The sequence below is a fragment of the Nostoc sp. FACHB-110 genome (assembly GCF_014697425.1).
GTDB lineage: Bacteria > Cyanobacteriota > Cyanobacteriia > Cyanobacteriales > Nostocaceae > Nostoc_B.
In genome coordinates, this window is sequence record NZ_JACJRU010000057.1 from 1 (window position 1) to 18,695 (window position 18,695).

The window sequence follows — 18,695 nt, forward strand, 5'->3', positions numbered from 1 at the left end:
ATCCAAGAAATCTTTGACCAACTCACATTTGAGCAGGTAATTTCTGTGTCTTCTTATAACTTTATCCTGGAAGCTCTATTCTATGCAGCTTCATATTAAATTGGTATAAGTTGATATCCGTTTCTTGTTCATCAGAAAGAATTTGAATCAGATTAGCCACAATATTAGTTTGTGGTGGTGCTTCGCGTAGCGATCGCCAAATGACAAATTCAAAGTTATCCTGAATTTTTTGCGCTAGTTCCACAGATAATGCTGTTTTACCAATACCGCCTATACCTAGGATTGAAATTAAGCGGCATTGTTCGTCTAAAATCCATTGCTTGAATTTAGTAAGTTCTTCTATCCGTCCATAAAACACTGAATTTAACAGTGCTTCTCCCCAATCTAAACGATTGTTCGAGCTTAAATAGTCACTTTTATCTATCTTTAAATTAAAAGCGGAAAAGAGTTTTTCAATAGTTTGTTTATCAACTCCTCCTTCACGATTAATTACCTTCGAGATTGTACCCGAATATAATCCAGAGCGATCGCTCATATCTTCGAGGGTATATCTATTACCAAAATTGTCGTTTGCTTCTAAACTACGCTTGGCTTCTTGAAATTTTTGTAAACCCTTAGTAGTCAGTAAAACGCCTCTTTTGCGTCTTCCATTATGTAAACTCATTTATGAACTCGCTGTTCGTATTCTTGCTTTTGACTAAGAAAAATAATTTATGAAATTGCTGCCAGTATGACGTAATAAAACTAACAAATACATAATTTTTGTCTATCTGATTCATCAATTATGTATTGATCACAATCTAAGTTGATTTGTGAATTTACTTGTGAAGCTAGGGAACAGAAAGTGTACTGAGTTTTCTTCCAAAATTCAATAGGAGTTCTATATCAACTTATAATTCTCTCAGGAATATTATATTTTTAGAGTAAAATTTCCTGTGTTTGCACACTATAGAGCTATCAGCTGCTAGAATGTCATACCTAGATATAAAAGGCAACATAAAATAACTTCTGATTAACTTAGAAGTCACTATTTGTTGGCGATACATCAATAATATACAGTTTTAGACAGCTAATAGACGCAGAACAGGCGTGTAGTTGCTCTAAATATCAGCAAAAACTTAAATCAGCTTAACTTCAATCTTAAAACCTCGAAGATCACTGGTCAATCACTCAAGAGAGTAGCAATCTTAAATTAAGTAAAGTTTGCTAACACTTAGAAGATCAAGCAATGGATAAGACCACCGCTGTATCTCCTGGCTCTATCATAGTTACTCATCGTCAAACATCTCAGTTAACACAAGTTACCTTAAATTTGACTTCAGATGAAGCCCAAATCCTCAAACATTATTGCGAAAAAACAGGAAAATCTGAACAAGATTTGATCCGGGAGCTGATTCAAGAGTTACCCGTGATTTGAAATGTTGGATTTGAATGCAACAGTTAAAGTATCGACAATCTGGAAATAAAGTAAAATTTTTACAGATTTCAGCAAGAGGCATTAACTAAAACAATATTAAACTGTTTCAAGGAGTATTGAACTCTGCTTGCGAAAACAATTCACAACATAAGTTTAGAGATTGTTAAATTCAGAAATTGACAGTGTTAATCAATATACTAGCCAATTCTCGATCACAGCCTCTGATTACTGATGTAACTTATTAATAGATCCGCGATATTTGTTTTCGGCGTACTGCGCCCACTATAAGCGGGTACAGTACGCAACCTCTGGATTTTTACTTCACCTCGATGATTCACTCAATTTTTCCAGAATCTTAAATCATCTCCTCTTTTCCCGACAAAGCTAAATACATCTGTCTGAAAAAGAATTGAGATTTTTAAGATTTTTACATTTGTTTTTACTTAGTCATCGGCAAGGCTCGAATCAGTTCTCTGATTACATCTGTTGCTGGCCTGCCTGTCTGTTCACAATATTTCTCAAGATTTTTGGCTTCATTAGAAGCTAGGTTGATGGTAATTCGCTTGACAGCCCATTTTTTATTCATGCTACAACAGGTAAATTGTGTAAATTTAGCTTGAGACTCGATTTTACATTCCCGCAGGAGATATAAAATCACATTGAAATTAGCTAGAAAACGCCAACTAAGTCAGCATACTGCTCCTTCATTTGAGGCTTCTAGCATTTGCCATAGTCAATTTTTATAAATATTATCAAGTTTTCCATTAAATTTCCGACTATGCGCAGTGAAGCTTCTGTAAGAATACAGATATAGCTTCACTTTACTATAGGTAAAGCTAATGACAAATAGTGTAGAGTTTGTAACAGTATCTCTAACTATTGTTTAAATAGTTACTAGTTTGTTTCATATTTTGCTATTTAATACTCAATCCTTAACATCAATTGTTGTTATTCCGGCTATCTATGATAGGTTGTGCTTTCTCGGTTAGGTTGCTGTTCAATTAAGAGAACACTAAATGACTAAGTTTGGATAGCTGGAGTGGGTGACGAGGGATTTGAACCCGCAACCAATAGATTAAGAGTCTACTGCTCTACCGTTGAGCTAGTCACCCATATTGCTAATTATAATAGCAAATTTTTTCCAGTTTTGCCAAGTTCGAGTCAATCAGGCAGTGGGTTAGAGCGCCGTTTATATGGGAAATTTGACAATAAAGGTGGTTTGCTGATTTTCACTTTTGATATAAATCGAGCCGCCTAAATGTCTCACCATTTTTTCTACTAATGCCATTTCTAATCCTGTCCCGCTGTACGTCCAAGGATCGTTTTTCATTAAACGGTAAAACGGTTCAAAGATGCGCGGTAGGTCTTGAGCCGGAATTTCTAATCCAGAGCTATTAATACTCAGTTGTACCGCATCGAAGGTGAGTGTGGCTGATATGGCGATCGCTTCTCCGGCTGGAGTATATTTGCAAGCATGGCTTAAAATTTCGGTGATGATTCGCTCTAAATCGGTGATATCGGTTTGCAGTGAGGGGAGTGATTTATCAATATCGAGATGTAATTTTTGTCTTTGGCAATGGGTGAGGTCTCGAAAGGATTCAACAATTGGCGGTAGCCATGTTTGCAAGTCAATAGAAATTAATGTCGGGGGGGTAGGTTCAGTTTCCAGATAGGTAAGTGTCATTAAATCGTTAATTAACTTGCTCTCTCGTCCGCATTCGTTATGTAAAATCTGCAAGAGTTGGGGAACTATTTCAATATCTAAAGTGCCTTCTGGGGTCAGAACACTTTCGAGGGTTTGAGCGGCTAGGCTAATACTAGTTATGGGTGTACGTAGTTCTTGGGCAAGGGTTCTCAAGAATTCGTTTTTGCGGCGTTCTTGCTGTTGTAATTTTTGTAATTGTGCTTGAGTTGCAGATGTTAGTTGGGCTTGACGAATGGCGATCGCACATTCATTGGCTACCTGCTGTACTAAACTAATCTCAAATTCGTCAAACTTTTCTTGTGTGGGTCTACTCAGCCACAAGTTCCCCAAAATACCTTGATTGTCGAAGATCGGACAAGCTAACTGAGTCATTACAACTAATTTAGGTTGCCATCCTGGAACTATTTCTAAAGATTGCCAATGCTGTTTTGCTAACAGTGAGTGATAAACTTCCGGCCAGTCTGCGACATTTCTCGTCACACTTTGGTATTTTGGTGTCGTGGTGGCATATTCACTTTTAACGGTTGTTTGAGTGCCACAGCTACTGTAAATCTCAATGTAGCAAGCACTGAGTTGCAGTAATTGTGCGAGTTGTTGGGTTGCCGTTTGTAATACCTGCGTTTCGGGTTGCTGGTCGCGGATTTGTTCGGTGAGGCGTTGCACTAACGCTTGAAAGTTTTGCGCCTGCTGAAGTTGAGCTTGATGCTGTTGTTTTTGTATTTCTAGCTGTGCTTTGAGGTTTTGTACTTGTTCTTGTAGTGCGGCTTGGTAAACGGCAATTCCTATTTGGGTAGCTAGTTGTTTGAGTAAGTCAATTTCTATTTCCGGCCATTGATAGGGTTGATGGCAATGCTGGGCGACAATTAGCCCCCAAAATTGCTGCTGTGACCAAATCGGAATGGCTAAATTAGCTCTGACTTGTAATGAGTCTAATATCTCGATTTGGCTGGAATTTAACCCAGATGTGTAGATATCTCCGACAATTTGCAGACAGCCACGCCCATTACGTTCTTGATATTGGGTAATTAAACCAGAATCGGGAAATTGCTGTCCTAAACATGAATTGCCTGTCACCGTTGATTCGGCAATCACTAGACAAGTATCATCCGGTTGAAGATGATAAACTAAGATGCGATCGCAACCTATACAATGTCGCACTTCTTTGACAAGATGATGTAGTAGGGTATCTAAGTCTAAAGATTCCCTGATCCATTGCGCGATCGCTTCTAATAGTTGTTCTTGGGCTGTCTGGGTGTCTTTAGCTTGAGCTACCTGCTTAACTGGAGTAATCTTACTACTTGTGCCAATCAATCGGTAAATTCGCGCATTGGCATTCCGTAGTGGCGTGAGTGTTGTACTCCACCATGTCGGTACTCCTTGAAATTGTAAGCATTGTTCGTAGGAGATAGTTTTACCAAACTGCACACAGTCTGTGTAGTGCTGACGTACTTTAGCCGCATCATCAGGAGAAAGGATATCTTCTGGTTTTTTACCTCTGAGATTTTCCGAACTAATTCCGAGCCATCGCTCATGGGTAGGATTCAGGGCTACATAGCTAAAATCTCCATTTTCTAAAACATCAACAATAAATATAGATGTCTGCACAGAGTTATATATACTCAGGAGAAACTGTTCACTACTACTGCTGTGTGTGTTTATTTCTGGGCCAAAAAGAATCTGAGAATGCACTTGTTGTTTCAACTCAATGGTTGATTCACCCGGATTGATATTCATGGGAGCGTCCCTATCTGCTATTAATGACTCCTCTAGGCGCGGCCCCTGATGATATTGCTGAAGAAGAATGCTTGTTTTGCGCCTTTAGCACAGCATTGTCAGTCTTTATTTGACTGATATTTGCATCTTCTTTTATTTCTTATCAGAAATTTCCGAATTTTAATAGCAGTAAACTCAATAAATTAGCTTCTGGCAACTGAGAGTACTTTTGCAATTGAATGCAAGTTTACTAAACATTTATTATTAAAAATAATCTAAAATTTTACATACACTTAAGTATATTCAAAAGCAATTTTGGACAATTTTTATATTTCTTAATAAAATTTTAACACAAAATTCAATTAACAGCCTATTAACAAGATATTAAATGCACTTTTATCACTGGCTTCGTGATGATGAATCACCGCGATAATCGGTAAGCCTTGATCCCCGTAATTAAAGCTACCAAAATCCAAGTGATACCCAATCCGGCAACTTCACCTAAAAATAAGCGTGTCAACTGCAAGAAAATGCTTCCCACAGTGGAACCAATTGGAAGTGCGATCGCCCAACTAATTGCACTAATCAAAATCCATTGCCAAGACCAAGCCACCGACTTGCGAATGGCTGTCCATTGGGCAAGTCCAATAGCAAAACCACCAACAGCACCCAATGACATACCCCAAAGAAATCTCAGAAAAATAATTTGCGTAGTCGGAATAATCCAACCAACAGCACCCACACCAATAGCGGTGATGACAGCCCACGCCAACAAAGTAGCTAATACCCAACGCCCAGATAAGATATTTTGTCGTAGCATCAAACTTTGGGGAACAGCGATCGCTAAACCACCAAAAGATGCTTGTACAATTCCCACATCTGGCCTTTCGCCAACTTCAATCCAGCACAAACTCAGCAAAAAACCGCCAACGGTAGCAACAGACCACTGTAATGTAAAACTCAACTGTGTTTTGCCAGGTGTGAAGAACATTGAATTCTCGTCAGTACAGCATCGTAGAGATTACTATACCGTCATAGACAAATCAAAAAAGTTGATATTGCTAAAGAAATCGGGCGGTAGGAAAGAAAAACCCTTACACCCCAGACCCCTATACCCCGAAACCCAACCTGAATTACAATCTCAGCCTTCCACCTTCTTCCCCAAATGGTAATGGTCTAATAGCTTTAGTCTCAAATAATTCGCGGAAAATCTTGCGGCGTTTGTGTGGGGTTTCGGGTGAGATGTAACCCCATAAACTTTCCCAATAGAAAAAAGACATACCAACAAAAGAGCGATCGCGTACTAGATCAATTTGTTCTTTAATTTGAGAGATACGCACCGGAGTACGCAAAGTTCCCGTTGAAATACCGACAACCACAGGAATCTTCGTTTGAGCGAATTTCACGGCTGGTTGTTCAAGTTCTGCCATAAAACTATTTTTGTTATGGCGATATACCTGTAACACTAATTCATCTACCCAGCCATTTTTTACCCAATTTTGCCAGTCTTGCAGATAGTATTTGTAAGCAAAAGCTTGGGTGTTAGGAGACAAAGATAACTTCACATTGGGGTCAATTTCTTTGATGCTGCGGTGGATTCTACCCATAAACGCAGTAATTTTGTCAGCACGCCAACGCATCCATTCTGGGTTAAACGGGTCGCTAGGGGGATTTTTACCTTGATGTTCTTGCTGATAGAGTTGAACAGTGAAGCGATCGTAACCAAACTGCACAGGCATTCCAAAATGATCATCAAGCTGGATACCTTCTACATTGTATTGACTGACAACTTCTAAAATCAGTCCCAAAATAAACTCTTGAACTTTGGGATGTAGAGGATTCAGCCAAGCCTGTTTTTTGGCATTACCATTATTTATTTCTTCTGGTAATATTTCCTTAATAGAATCAACACCCGCTTGTCCAATCGTCAACCAATCAGGATAAAGTTTGGCTAATTGAGAATCTGGCGGTGTCATAAAACCATATTCAAACCAGGGAATAACAGTTATACCTTTTGGTTGAGCCAGTTTGATAATCTTAGCTAAAACATCCTGGCCACCGTGCATAAAATTCAATACAGGCTCAGTTTCCGAACCTACAACACTTTTTGCGAGATTACTTTTGTAAAAAGTATTTCCCCGATTCCAAACCACAGGATAAATGGTATTAAAGTGTAAAGCCGCTAACTGATTAATAGCACGGTCAATTCCCCAAGGAACAAACAAAACCCCACTAGCAACATTGGTTAACCAAACCCCCCGAATTTCTGTCACTATTGGTTGGGTATTAGATTGTGAGGAAACCGAAAATAAAGGTAAGAAAATTACTGATAAACAAAGAATAAATATTAAAGATATGAATGAAATAACTAAACGATTAACCAACCGAGTCATTAGAGAGTTAAACTCTATCTTTGAAGAACATTCATTATTACAAAATAATTCATAATTTTCCGGAAGAATTAGAGATTTTAACAAATAACCAAACTTAAAACTTAATAACTTTCATGCCAAATCGCTGACAAAATCTCCGCGCCCCTACTCTGCGAGAACGCCTTACGGCGAATGCGTTAACCCACCGAAGTTTGCAAGGGCGGGGGGAACCCCCGCACGCAACTTCTCTCCGTGTACCTTTGCGTTAAAACAACTAAGATTTAACGCATAATCCTCCAAAAAAGCTAGTTTTTCAAATTACCGCAAAGGGAGCAAGAACATATTAATATCTTTCCACACCTTCAAACTGCTTATTACTCATAGCATTTGCCGCCTCGCCACAAGTGCGTGGTGTCGGAAATATTTTATCGGGATTAGCCAAACCTTTAGGATTAAATACTTGCCTCACCCATTGCATCGTATCTAAATCGGTTGCATTAAACATTTCTGGCATATAACATTTTTTATCTGAACCAATGCCATGTTCCCCAGACAGACTACCGCCAACTTTCACACACAGCTTCAGTATTTCCCCGCCTAACTCTTCGACTTTTTCTAAAGCCCCAGGCACAGAATTATCATAAAGAACTAGCGGATGAAGATTACCATCTCCAGCATGAAAGACGTTAGCAATCTTGTAACCAAATTTTTCACTTAACGCCTCAATTTCTTGCAAAACATAAGGCAATTGAGTACGTGGAATTACCCCATCTTGGACATAATAATCTGGGCTTAAATGACCAGCCGCCGCAAAAGCAGCCTTCCTGCCTTTCCACAATTTTAAGCGAGTTTCTGGGTCAGTTGCCGCAGTAACATTTCGCGCTCCATTTTGCTGACAAATTGCGGTAATTCTTTGTTTTAAAACTTCTACTTCTACCTCTAAACCATCAATTTCAACTAGCAAAATTGCCATAGCATCGCGCGGATAACAATTAGTTGCCACAACATCTTCTACAGCATTGATGCTGAGGTTATCCATCATTTCCATCCCACCAGGAATTATCCCCGCGCTGATGATATCAGAAACACTAGCACCCGCAGCTTCTACACTAGTAAAGTCGGCTAATAATACACAAATTGATTCAGCACTTTTGAGGATTCGCAAAGTAATTTCTGTGGCAATTCCTAATGTGCCTTCCGAACCTACAAATATACCTGTTAAATCATAACCAGGTGTTTCGGGAATTTGCCCACCTAAATCGACAATTTCACCTTCTGGGGTGACAATTTTTAACCCTAAAACGTGGTTAGTAGTGACACCGTATTTCAAACAATGCACCCCGCCAGAATTTTCAGCAACATTGCCCCCAATGGAACAGATAATTTGACTGGAAGGGTCTGGCGCGTAATAAAATCCCGCACCGCTAACAGTTTGCGTTACCCAACTATTAATTACTCCTGGTTGCACAACAATGCGCTGATTTTCTAAATCTACACTGAGGATCTGTCGCATTAAGGAAGTCACAACCAAAACAGAATCTTCTAAAGGTAATGCACCACCAGATAAGCCAGTACCAGAACCACGCGCGATGAAGGGAACAGAATACTGATTACATATTTTTACCACCGCAGCCACCTGTTCTGTCGTTCTAGGTAATACCGCCACAGCCGGACGTTGACGATAGCTAGTCAAACCATCGCACTCATAAGTAATTAATTCCTCACGGCGTTGGACAACACCATTTTTACCAAGAACAGACTCAAATGCTTTGATAATAGGTTGCCAATTACGTTGTTGTTTATCTTGAGTAAGCATAAGGTTTATGGTAGATATCGGCTAGCGGAAATTAATTAATGTAATTACTATTGTTGTCAGGATAACAGTTTGAGAGGGAAAAAGTGCGATCGCTCCTCCCCACAACCATCAAAATATCTCTGTATTCTAGTCATTGGTGACAAGTTAAGGAAAAGGGGAAATTGTCAAGCGGGGTAGCTGGTTTGTTTGAGCTACAAGGGTGATTACGGTTGGTGCAAGATATGAATTAATGCTAATTTTGATACAGCGTACATAAAACCAACCCTTAACCAATCATGAATAATCCGCAACAACCGCGAGAATACGATGCTGTGCTTGGTGGTAATAGTCCATCAATGGAAGGTGCAGCCGTTTTAGGTGGGATTGAAGAGGTAAGATTACGGTTGCAAAATCCAGATGTAAAGGTGAGAATTGCTGCACTTGAGCAAGCTTTGAATTATGGAGAGCAGGGTTTAGATTTAGTATTAATTGAGGGTTTAAATGATGAATCTGTAGAAGTACAAAAACAAGCTCATTTTCTCTTAAAATCCCGCACAGAAATAAAAGTTAAAAAGGCATTAATACAATTAGATGCACATTTAAGAGTAGAAGGATCAACATCTTACTCGAAATTACGTAATTATCTTGCACAGGGTAAACTCGAAGATGCTGATTGTGAAACAAGGGAAGCAATGGTAAGAGCCACATTCAGGGAACACAAAGGTTATTTACGTATGAAAGATTTTGATAACTTCCCCTGTGAAGACCTCCAAATTATTGACCAATTGTGGCTAAAATACAGTGGTGGTCGGTTTGGTTTTTCTGTCCAAAAGCGGATTTATCAAAGTTTGGGTGGGACTAAAGAATACAACGAAAAAATTTGGAATGCTTTTGGTGAAGCAGTAGGATGGAAGTTAGATGGTCGCTGGTTGCAAGATAAAGATATAAGTTTTGACAAAAGATCACCTGAAGGACATCTTCCAGTTGGAAGGCTTTTGTGGTTTGGAAGATGGGGTTGCTCTTGCTTATTCATCTCTCGTTTCGCATCGAAACTTTAGAATTGTAACCTAAATATCTAAGGTTTATAAAAAATTATTCATCTGTGGTATTGAAGGAGTAAAAATGCGGTTGAAAAATCCAGATGTAAAGGTGAGGATTGCTGCTCTTGAGCAAGCTGTGAATTATGGAGAACAGGGATTAGATTTAGTGATTGCAGGTTTAAAAGATAAATCTTGGGATGTTCAAAATGCGGCTTATTTAATATTAAATAAAAGAACAGAACCAAGAATTAAGCAAATATTACAAGATCCTCGTCAATTAGGTTTCAAATTAAAAGAAATTGAAGTAATAACAATCAACAGACGTGGACAAATTATTCAGCGTCAGCAGCGTATAGCTAGATATTTTACGGAAGGTTTGGGTAATGGTGTTACTTTAGAAATGGCTGCAATTCCTGGTGGTAGTTTTATGATGGGTTCACCGGAAAGTGAAGCAGGAAGACTTTCTTATGAAAGCCCTCGGCATCAAGTTACAGTTCCCGGTTTTTTCATAGGAAAATATGAATTAACACAGGTACAATACCAAGCTATCGTAGGGAATAATCCTTCTCGATTCAAAGGTGACAATCGCCCAGTTGAAAATCTAAGTTGGTATGATGCAATTAAATTCTGTGAGAAATTAAGCCAAAAAACAGGAAAAACCTACAGGCTCCCAAGTGAAGCTGAATGGGAGTATGCTTGTAGGGCAGGAACAACTACACCATTTTACTTTGGTGAAAATATTACCCCAAATTTAGTTACCTATGGTGGTAATGTTACTTACGCATTTGCACCCGAAAATCAAGAACAAACTAAATTTGTAGGAACTTTTCCCCCTAATGCCTTTGGTTTATATGATATGCATGGTAATGTGGCAGAATGGTGTGAAGATGATCCGCATAATAATTATATAAACGCTCCTAATGATGGAAGTGCTTGGATTAATCAAAGTAGTGGAATCCATAAGACAGCACGCGGCGGTTCTTGGTACGATAATCGTGAAGATTGCCGTTCGGCGCGTCGGTATGCGCCCCATGCAGATGGCAGTAGTGCCGCGACTGGTTTTCGTGTTGTGTGTGATGCTGCGTAAACTTTATGGCTCTTTATACTCTCGCTCTTTTACTCTTTGCCCTTATTAACTTTTTTCCTTTTTTACTTTATTAAACAACTTCTCTTTTTGCAGGAGATAAATTTTGATTCTTCCTACCTGAAAAGGGTAGGATGTTAAATAATTATGTATGTTTGATATTTTTCAAATTTGACTTACTTGTAATCAAACTTACTGAAGTGTAAAAACATACTGTTTATCAGGAACAAACTCTACGGGGGGTTGTATGTCAGGGTTTTGTTGAGTTATTTTAATCAGTGTGAGATTAACCACGAGTTGATTTAAATTTGGATAAAAATCTAAATAGTCAATTTTTTCAATCCTGCTTATTTTACTAGAACCATTAAAAGTCAGAACATCGTCAGTAATTTGAGGATTCTGGATTTCAGGAATCTCAATAGTATCTTCCTCAATTAGTTTCCACCCCCCCGTGGATCTTTCTTGTTCTCTTCCAATAATGCAATTAATTTTAACACTTTTACCGTGCAAATTTGTCCACCATTGAGTAATTTGGGAAAGGTTTTCTAAATTAGTAGGTTCATTATTTCCATAAATCCAGCGAATTATGGCATAAGACTGGATCGGCTCAGGTGATGCTTGTGACATACAGAAGCAAGTTAATAAATTATCTTTATAAGATTACTCCTACTAACAAATTTTAGCTACATAGCAGTATAAATTAGAAACTTACACGATTGGCTAAAAAACTAGGCAGGATAAGCATTATACACTCAGACAAATCATTTTACTATAGCTCATCAAAAAGGTCAGACCACAGACCCTGTTAAGTATTTTGCTGACCCTCAAAATCGAGATTTAGGTATTATCAAACAAAAGCGAAAACCAAACGTTAAGTTAATTGTCGCTCAAACAGACATAAAAAAATTGGGACTGGGAATCAACCCAGGCCCGAAACAAGGGAAAAAAAGCGGGCTAACCGCTATAACATGGTTAACCCGTGCAGCTTTGGGAACGCGCAGAGAAATGATTATTGCAATACCAACTTAACGTTAGCGTTTTGCAGACCGCGCTGTTTAACTTCAGCCAAGGTCTTGTTAACTGCATATTTTTGGTTGATGGAGTTGATCAACTCGGTTTGGTTGTGCTTTTTAGCAACGCCCCACAGGTCAGCGATGAGGTCGAAGGAACCATCGCTATTGCGAGACCAGCCGAGATCATATTCGCCTTCCAAAACTGCAACGATGTCGGAACGTACACGCTGACCGTTATAACCGCGTACATCAGCTTCTGTCTTTACGGTAATACCCAGGTCGCGTAAAGAAGCTTTGAGGATTTCTGCATCGGTGATTTTGGTGCGAAGAGTGCTAAAGTGAGACATTTGGGTTTCCTCCAATGAGAAGATTGAGAAAAGAACAACGGTTTATCATCGACGAGCCGCGCTTATCAGGGGCGGCTTTTTCTTTTAACTGCTAGCTTTTTCGGCTAGCCTTTCCCCTGGGTTAGCAGGGAAAGCTTTTAGAACTCCATTCGCTGATATTCAGCAACGGAGGCTGCGGCTGGTCTTGCGCGCTGTCTAGCCCAGTCTCTGAGGGCTGTTACCTGTTCTTGCATCGTGCGAGACAGTGGCAAGGTTGCTTTGAGGGCCGCAATAATATCTAGTTGGGTGAACTCGCGGTCTTGGGCAAATGCTTCATACATTGCAGCCACAATCGCTTGTTCAATTTCTGCCCCAGAAAAGCCATCAGACATCTTGGCTAATTGCTCTAAATCAAAGCGAGCAATGTCATCACGACGGCGTTTGCTTAAGTGAATATTGAAAATATCACTCCGTTCTTCAGGAGTAGGCAGATCCACAAAGAAAATTTCATCAAATCGACCTTTCCTCAAGAATTCTCCAGGTAAGCGTTCGACTCGGTTGGCTGTAGCCATCACAAATACTGGAGATTTTTTCTCTTGCATCCATGTGAGGAAAGACCCAAATATCCTGCTTGATGTACCGCCGTCAGAATCACCAGACCCAGCACTACCAGCAAAGGATTTATCTAATTCATCAATAAACAGAATCGCTGGAGAGATGGATTCTGCTGTTTTGAGGGCGTTACGCAGATTTGCTTCGCTTCTTCCCACCATTGAGCCGTCGTATACACGTCCCATATCTAAGCGCAACAGTGGTAATCCCCAAAGCCGGGATGTTGTTTTGGCTATTAATGACTTACCGCAACCAGGAACTCCTAATATCAGCATCCCTTTTGGTTGGGGCAAACCATACTCTCTGGCTCTTTCGGTAAAGGCATTAGAGCGTTGCTTGAGCCATTTCTTTAATTCTTCTAAACCGCCTACAGCATCAATGGTTTCGTCTTCTTCGATATATTCTAATATTCCATTGCGGCGGATTAGTTGTTTTTTCTCAGATAAAACTATATCTACTTCTTCTTCTGTCAGCCGCCCAGTGGTGACTTGGGCTTTGCGATATACTTTTTCAGCTTCATCTTTGGTTAAACCTAAAGCGGCTCTGAGTAGTTTTTCGCGTGCTTCTGTTGTCAACCGTCGCCCACGATGGTGATCTAGATGAGAAGTTAAAACTTTGTTCAACTCCGCCATATCTGGCAGTTGGAAGTCTAAAACTACTACTTCCTTCTCCAATTCTATGGGGACTTGATGCATGGGGGACATTAAAATAATATTTTTTTGTTGCCCTTTAAAACTAGCGATCGCATCACGTAATGCTCTGGTTGTCGCTGGGGCATCAATAAATGGATGTAAATCTTTAAGAATAAATATACCGGGTTCTTTTTGCCGGATTATCCAGTCAATTGCCGCCTCTGGGGAAACGGTGTTGTGTTGGCTCACATTCCGGGGCTGACCATATTCCACTATGCCGTGAGTTACTGTCCAAACGTAGACTCTGCGTTGGGGCTTTAAAACTTGAGCGATTGTGGAAATTGCTTGCTCTGCCCGCTCTTCCTCGGAGGTCACAAGGTAGATTAGAGGGTATTGAGCTTGAATTAAAATATTGAGCTCTTCTTTCATACAATCGACCTACTTGAGACCTTATACAGTAAAGAACAGACTTGTAACGATGACTGAATTAAATTATGAAAATTAGATATTCATAATTTCTGATCTAGCACGGGACTAGCTCTTCCTCACTCTTGGGATGGGTTTGTGCTTCTTCGATTTCTTCCAAGGAAATATGTTCTTGCCCAATCAATCCTGGTTGATCACCTAAAGCTACGAGTTCCCCATCGCGTAATACTAATGAACTTTCGCAAGCGGGACAGGAATAAACTCTATGAGTTCTCCCATAGGTAGAAGCCTCTAGCTCTTCTACCAACTCTGGGTTCGCCAGGTAAAAGTAGAGAGCGCGTTCGGCAAGGTCTGACATTGGCTCAGAATCAATGGCGGAACGTATCTTCAACCTTTTGTGCAGTTCCGGCGATATATAAAAAGTAACCTTTTGCTTAGTTTGCATATAACTCTTTGGCGGTCTTACCCGGGTATGTATATCACGTTATCTGCTCCCTTGTCTCTTGTCAAGCCATTAAAACGTTTTGACGGCTATTTTGTTACATTTATTTACACTACGTTTAGACTATCAAAATCGGCTAAGTTATATTTAAAACATTGCTTTATTTAAAATAGATATGGCTAAAGACCAGTTAAAGCTGAGATAATATCGCCAAATGAAGAAAAATCGGAATTAAATAACCTCAATAAGATGAAGTAAAAAACGCAATCATGTTTTGTTCTTCAGTGAAAACTTGTAGTTATAAACAAAGTATTTATACAAATAGTAAAAATATTGCGGGTGCGATCGCTTTATCATGGCTGTTGTCGGGATGCAGCAAACCTTTCAGCGTCTTAGATACCCAATGGCAAACTTATAGTAATCCCCGTTATGGCTTTGAATTTCCCTACCCCAGCAATTGGACTGTGTTAGCGACACCAGATAATCAAGATGGCATTGCTTTAGTTTCACCACGCAGCCAAACAGTACAAATTCGAGCTTGGGCTAGTAATCGCCTAGCAAATGCCGGAAATAATAGCATCAAGCCTAATTTTCAGAATAATCAAGGCGTCTCAGGGGTTTTATTAGTAGAAGTAGGTCAGCAAGTCGGTTCTATGAAATTAACTCTAAATCAAGGTAATATCACTTACTATTGGCAAGGACAAAGCCCCAGTCAAGAATTTTCTCACTATTACCCTTTGTTTTATTACATTGCCCAGCAATATCGAATTAAAGTATGAAGTATGAAGTATGAAGTATGAAGTGTGAAGTGTGAAGTAGGAAGTATGAAGTATGAAGTATGAAGTGTGAAGTATGAAGTATGAAGTGTGTAGACGCGCAGCGGCTTGCCGCAGGCTAGTGTGAAGTGTGAAGTAGGAAATTTCCCTTCTGCCTTTTGACGTGAAAGTGCTGAGTGCTGAGTAAAAATGCTTGCTCCTCTTTCATTTCTGGCGGTGAAACTTGTTTTATAGGGACTGCCTTTTAAGCAATGACCATTGACTCATAACTAATCGCTACTTTTGATGGTTTAGCGGGTACACAAACCTGATAGATTTAGCTATCAGCGAGTAAAAACTGGTGAAAATGAAAGTCCTGGTTATTGGTGGCGATGGGTATTGTGGTTGGGCAACCGCACTTTACCTCTCTAATCGAGGTTACGATGTTGGAATTTTAGATAGTTTGGTGCGTCGGCATTGGGATAACGAACTGGGTGTCGCAACTCTAACGCCGATCGCACCAATTCAGCAACGTATCCAGCGCTGGCAAGATTTGACCGGCAAATCGATCGACCTATTTGTAGGCGATATCACTAATTACGAATTTCTGCAAAAAACTTTACATCAATTTGAACCAAATGCGATCGTGCATTTTGGAGAACAGCGTTCTGCGCCATTCTCCATGATTGACCGCGAACACGCAGTTTTGACCCAAGTCAATAACGTAGTCGGCACACTCAACTTGCTGTATGCCATGCGTGAAGACTTCCCCGACTGTCACTTGGTTAAATTGGGAACAATGGGCGAATATGGTACACCCAACATCGATATTGAAGAAGGGTATATCACCATTGAACATAATGGGCGCAAAGATACCTTACCGTATCCCAAACAACCTGGTTCAATGTACCACTTAAGTAAAGTGCATGATAGCCACAATATCCACTTTGCTTGTCGGATTTGGGGATTGCGGGCCACTGACTTAAATCAAGGCGTTGTGTACGGTGTCTTAACTGAAGAAACCGGAATGGACGAACTGTTAATTAATCGCCTAGATTACGATGGTGTATTTGGTACAGCATTGAACAGATTTTGTATTCAAGCTGCGATTGGTCATCCTTTAACTGTGTATGGTAAAGGTGGACAAACTCGCGGATTTTTGGATATTCGAGATACAGTCCGTTGTATGGAACTCGCGATCGCAAATCCTGCTGAACCTGGAGAATTCCGTGTCTTCAACCAATTTACCGAACTATTTAGTGTGGGTGACTTGGCATTGATGGTGAAAAAAGCAGGTAACGCCTTGGGATTAAATGTCGAAATCAACAACATAGATAACCCCAGAGTTGAAAAAGAAGAACATTACTTCAATGCTAAAAATACCAAACTGCTTGACCTCGGCTTGCAGCCTCATTACCTCTCAGACTCGTTACTTGATTCGCTGCTGAACTTTGCTATCAAGTATCAACAACGAGTCGATAAAAAACAAATTCTGCCGAAAGTTTCTTGGCATAGAAATTAGGTCAAAACTGTATGAGGCTGGTGACAGAATCTTATCTCAATCAAATCACTCGCTGGCCTCAAACTGGTCGTCATATATTAGCCCAGTATGACGACCAGACAGTTGTAGTTTATCAAGCCTATCGTCCAGCCATTGGTCACTTTGCCGCCAGCAATGGTTATTTTGGTGGAGAATTTAGTTTAGAACGCATGAGTTGGATTAAGCCTAACTTTTTGTGGATGATGTACCGTTGTGGCTGGGGTACAAAAGATAGTCAAGAGGTGGTGTTAGCAATTTGGATTCAACGTTCGGCTTTTGAAGAAATTTTGCGCGAAGCAGTTCATTCTAGCTTCGTACCTGAACTTTACCCTCATAAAAGCGAATGGCAAAAAGCTTTAAAGCAGTCACAAGTGCGTTTGCAATGGGATCCTGATCATCATCCATCAGGAGAGACATTAGAACGACGGGCGATTCAGTTAGGACTACGCCATCAAGTGCTGGCTGCTTACGCTAAAGATTGGATTGTCAAGATTGAAGATATCTCGGATTTTGTGAAACAGCAGCGACAAAATCTCAATTGTGACTACACAGAATTGATTGTGCCACAGGAGAGGGTTTACCCTGTTTTTGATAGCGAAATCCAAAAAAAGCTGGGATTATCTGCCTGGACTAATTTTTTATGAGAATAGCCCTATTCACCGAAACCTTTTTGCCAAAAGTTGATGGTATAGTCACACGCCTACGCCACACCGTTGACCATCTACAACGCAATGGAAATCAAGTTTTAGTTATTGCCCCAGAAGGCGGAATCACCGAACATAAAGGAGCGAAAGTTTACGGCGTTAGTGGCTTTCCTTTGCCTCTGTATCCAGAGTTAAAAATGGCGCTGCCGCGCCCAGCAATTGGCCATATCTTAGAAGAATTTCAGCCAGATATAATTCATGTGGTAAATCCAGCCGTTTTAGGATTATCAGGAATTTTTTATAGCAAAGTTTTGAAAATTCCCTTAGTAGCTTCTTACCATACCCACTTGCCACAGTATCTCCAGCATTACGGTTTGGGAATGTTAGAAGGGTTATTGTGGGAATTGCTCAAAGGAGCGCATAATCAGGCGTTGTTGAATCTTTGTACCTCGACAGCCATGATGGAGGAACTATCATCACATGGCATAGAACGAGTAGACTTGTGGCAGAGGGGAGTGGATACAGAATTATTTCAGCCTGAGTTAGCTAGTTTAGAAATGCGATCGCATCTTTCTCAAAATCACCCTGAAAGTCCTTTACTGCTTTATGTTGGGCGCTTATCTGCCGAAAAAGAAATTGAACGGATTAAACCTATACTAGAAGCCATTCCCCAAGCACGATTGGCACTAGTCGGAGATGGCCCCCATCGTCAAGCGCTCGAAAAACACTTTGCTGGGACAAACACACATTTTGTCGGCTATCTCATGGGACGAGAGTTAGGTTCTGCTTTTGCGAGTGCAGATGCTTTTATTTTTCCTTCCCGAACTGAAACCTTGGGCTTAGTATTATTAGAAGCAATGGCAGCTGGTTGTCCAGTTGTGGCCGCCCGTTCTGGGGGAATTCCTGATATTGTTACAGATGGCGTAAATGGATATTTATTTAATCCCAAAGCGGATATTCAAGATGCTATTTCTGCAACAGTTCGTCTTTTGGAAAATAAACAAGAACGCGAGATCATCCGTCAAAATGCTCGTAAAGAAGCAGAAAAATGGGGATGGGCGGCGGCTACGCGCCAGTTACAAGATTACTATCACAAAATAGTCTGTGCAGAACAACCGAAAGCCGCAGTTTAAACTATGGCTTTGAATTGTGGGGCAATTTTGCTCCACAATTTTTGGA

General features: G+C 40.2%; 16 protein-coding genes, 1 tRNA gene and 1 pseudogene. 7 read left to right on the top strand and 11 right to left on the bottom strand.

All coding sequences use genetic code 11. The features are described 5' to 3' along the window. Positions 1 to 106: 106 nt before the first annotated feature. A pseudogene (locus H6G69_RS30615) lies at positions 107 to 664 on the bottom strand (NB-ARC domain-containing protein); the annotation flags it as partial. Between the two features lie 564 nt (positions 665 to 1,228). On the opposite strand from H6G69_RS30615, the gene H6G69_RS30620 reads away from it, so the two are divergent. Further along, positions 1,229 to 1,417: a CopG family transcriptional regulator gene (locus tag H6G69_RS30620; protein ID WP_190693014.1), complete on the top strand. Its 189-nt coding sequence runs from the start codon at positions 1,229 to 1,231 to the stop codon at positions 1,415 to 1,417. Positions 1,418 to 1,856: 439 nt separating this feature from the next. Here H6G69_RS30620 and H6G69_RS30625 read toward each other — a convergent pair whose 3' ends face one another. The 6 genes from H6G69_RS30625 to glcD form a co-directional block, all read right to left on the bottom strand. Continuing rightward, entirely contained in the window at positions 1,857 to 2,003 is a 147-nt protein-coding gene (locus H6G69_RS30625; protein WP_190693016.1) for a ribbon-helix-helix protein, CopG family, read from the bottom strand. Between the two features lie 454 nt (positions 2,004 to 2,457). Continuing rightward, positions 2,458 to 2,529, bottom strand: a tRNA-Lys gene (locus H6G69_RS30630). A gap of 77 nt (positions 2,530 to 2,606) precedes the next feature. Further along, on the bottom strand, positions 2,607 to 4,856 hold the full coding sequence (locus tag H6G69_RS30635) for a GAF domain-containing protein (RefSeq protein ID WP_190693025.1): 2,250 nt from the start codon (positions 4,854 to 4,856) through the stop codon (positions 2,607 to 2,609). 400 nt (positions 4,857 to 5,256) lie between these two features. Then, the gene (locus tag H6G69_RS30640) at positions 5,257 to 5,826 is read right to left on the bottom strand and encodes a hypothetical protein (RefSeq protein WP_190693027.1); all 570 of its coding nucleotides are present in this window, start codon (positions 5,824 to 5,826) and stop codon (positions 5,257 to 5,259) included. A 142-nt stretch (positions 5,827 to 5,968) separates the two neighbouring features. Further along, the gene (locus H6G69_RS30645; RefSeq protein WP_190693029.1) at positions 5,969 to 7,228 is read right to left on the bottom strand and encodes a glycoside hydrolase family 10 protein; all 1,260 of its coding nucleotides are present in this window, start codon (positions 7,226 to 7,228) and stop codon (positions 5,969 to 5,971) included. Between the two features lie 322 nt (positions 7,229 to 7,550). Continuing rightward, positions 7,551 to 9,023, bottom strand: a complete 1,473-nt coding sequence (gene glcD, locus H6G69_RS30650) for a glycolate oxidase subunit GlcD (protein WP_190693031.1) — start codon at positions 9,021 to 9,023, stop codon at positions 7,551 to 7,553. Between the two features lie 275 nt (positions 9,024 to 9,298). On the opposite strand from glcD, the gene H6G69_RS34250 reads away from it, so the two are divergent. Beyond that, positions 9,299 to 10,060 (top strand): GUN4 domain-containing protein, encoded by a 762-nt coding sequence (locus tag H6G69_RS34250; RefSeq protein ID WP_190693033.1) that lies wholly within the window; start codon positions 9,299 to 9,301, stop codon positions 10,058 to 10,060. Positions 10,061 to 10,124: 64 nt separating this feature from the next. Continuing rightward, a complete protein-coding gene (locus tag H6G69_RS30660) occupies positions 10,125 to 11,129 on the top strand; it encodes an SUMF1/EgtB/PvdO family nonheme iron enzyme (RefSeq protein ID WP_190693041.1) in 1,005 nt (334 codons plus the stop codon). A gap of 189 nt (positions 11,130 to 11,318) precedes the next feature. On the opposite strand, the gene H6G69_RS30665 is transcribed toward H6G69_RS30660, so the two are convergent. The 4 genes from H6G69_RS30665 to H6G69_RS30680 form a co-directional block, all read right to left on the bottom strand. Beyond that, on the bottom strand, positions 11,319 to 11,753 hold the full coding sequence (locus H6G69_RS30665) for a hypothetical protein (protein WP_190693043.1): 435 nt from the start codon (positions 11,751 to 11,753) through the stop codon (positions 11,319 to 11,321). Positions 11,754 to 12,135: 382 nt separating this feature from the next. Further along, entirely contained in the window at positions 12,136 to 12,486 is a 351-nt protein-coding gene (locus tag H6G69_RS30670; RefSeq protein WP_015113818.1) for a DUF1257 domain-containing protein, read from the bottom strand. A 137-nt stretch (positions 12,487 to 12,623) separates the two neighbouring features. Further along, positions 12,624 to 14,138 (bottom strand): AAA family ATPase, encoded by a 1,515-nt coding sequence (locus tag H6G69_RS30675; RefSeq protein WP_190693044.1) that lies wholly within the window; start codon positions 14,136 to 14,138, stop codon positions 12,624 to 12,626. Between the two features lie 94 nt (positions 14,139 to 14,232). Continuing rightward, a complete protein-coding gene (locus tag H6G69_RS30680; protein ID WP_190693046.1) occupies positions 14,233 to 14,580 on the bottom strand; it encodes a hypothetical protein in 348 nt (115 codons plus the stop codon). Positions 14,581 to 14,846: 266 nt separating this feature from the next. On the opposite strand from H6G69_RS30680, the gene H6G69_RS30685 reads away from it, so the two are divergent. The 4 genes from H6G69_RS30685 to H6G69_RS30700 all read left to right on the top strand — a co-directional run bounded on the left by H6G69_RS30685 (position 14,847) and on the right by H6G69_RS30700 (position 18,649). Continuing rightward, a complete protein-coding gene (locus tag H6G69_RS30685; RefSeq protein ID WP_190693048.1) occupies positions 14,847 to 15,356 on the top strand; it encodes a hypothetical protein in 510 nt (169 codons plus the stop codon). Positions 15,357 to 15,699: 343 nt separating this feature from the next. Next, a complete protein-coding gene (locus H6G69_RS30690) occupies positions 15,700 to 16,854 on the top strand; it encodes an NAD-dependent epimerase/dehydratase family protein (protein ID WP_190693050.1) in 1,155 nt (384 codons plus the stop codon). An 11-nt stretch (positions 16,855 to 16,865) separates the two neighbouring features. Next, positions 16,866 to 17,516, top strand: coding sequence for a DUF4291 domain-containing protein (locus tag H6G69_RS30695; protein ID WP_190693052.1), 651 nt, complete (start codon positions 16,866 to 16,868; stop codon positions 17,514 to 17,516). Next, positions 17,513 to 18,649 carry a glycosyltransferase family 1 protein gene (locus H6G69_RS30700; protein ID WP_190693054.1) on the top strand — a complete coding sequence of 379 codons (1,137 nt, stop codon included), beginning with the start codon at positions 17,513 to 17,515 and terminating at the stop codon, positions 18,647 to 18,649. Before H6G69_RS30695 ends, H6G69_RS30700 begins: the two co-directional genes overlap by 4 nt. The last annotated feature ends 46 nt before the right edge of the window (positions 18,650 to 18,695 follow it).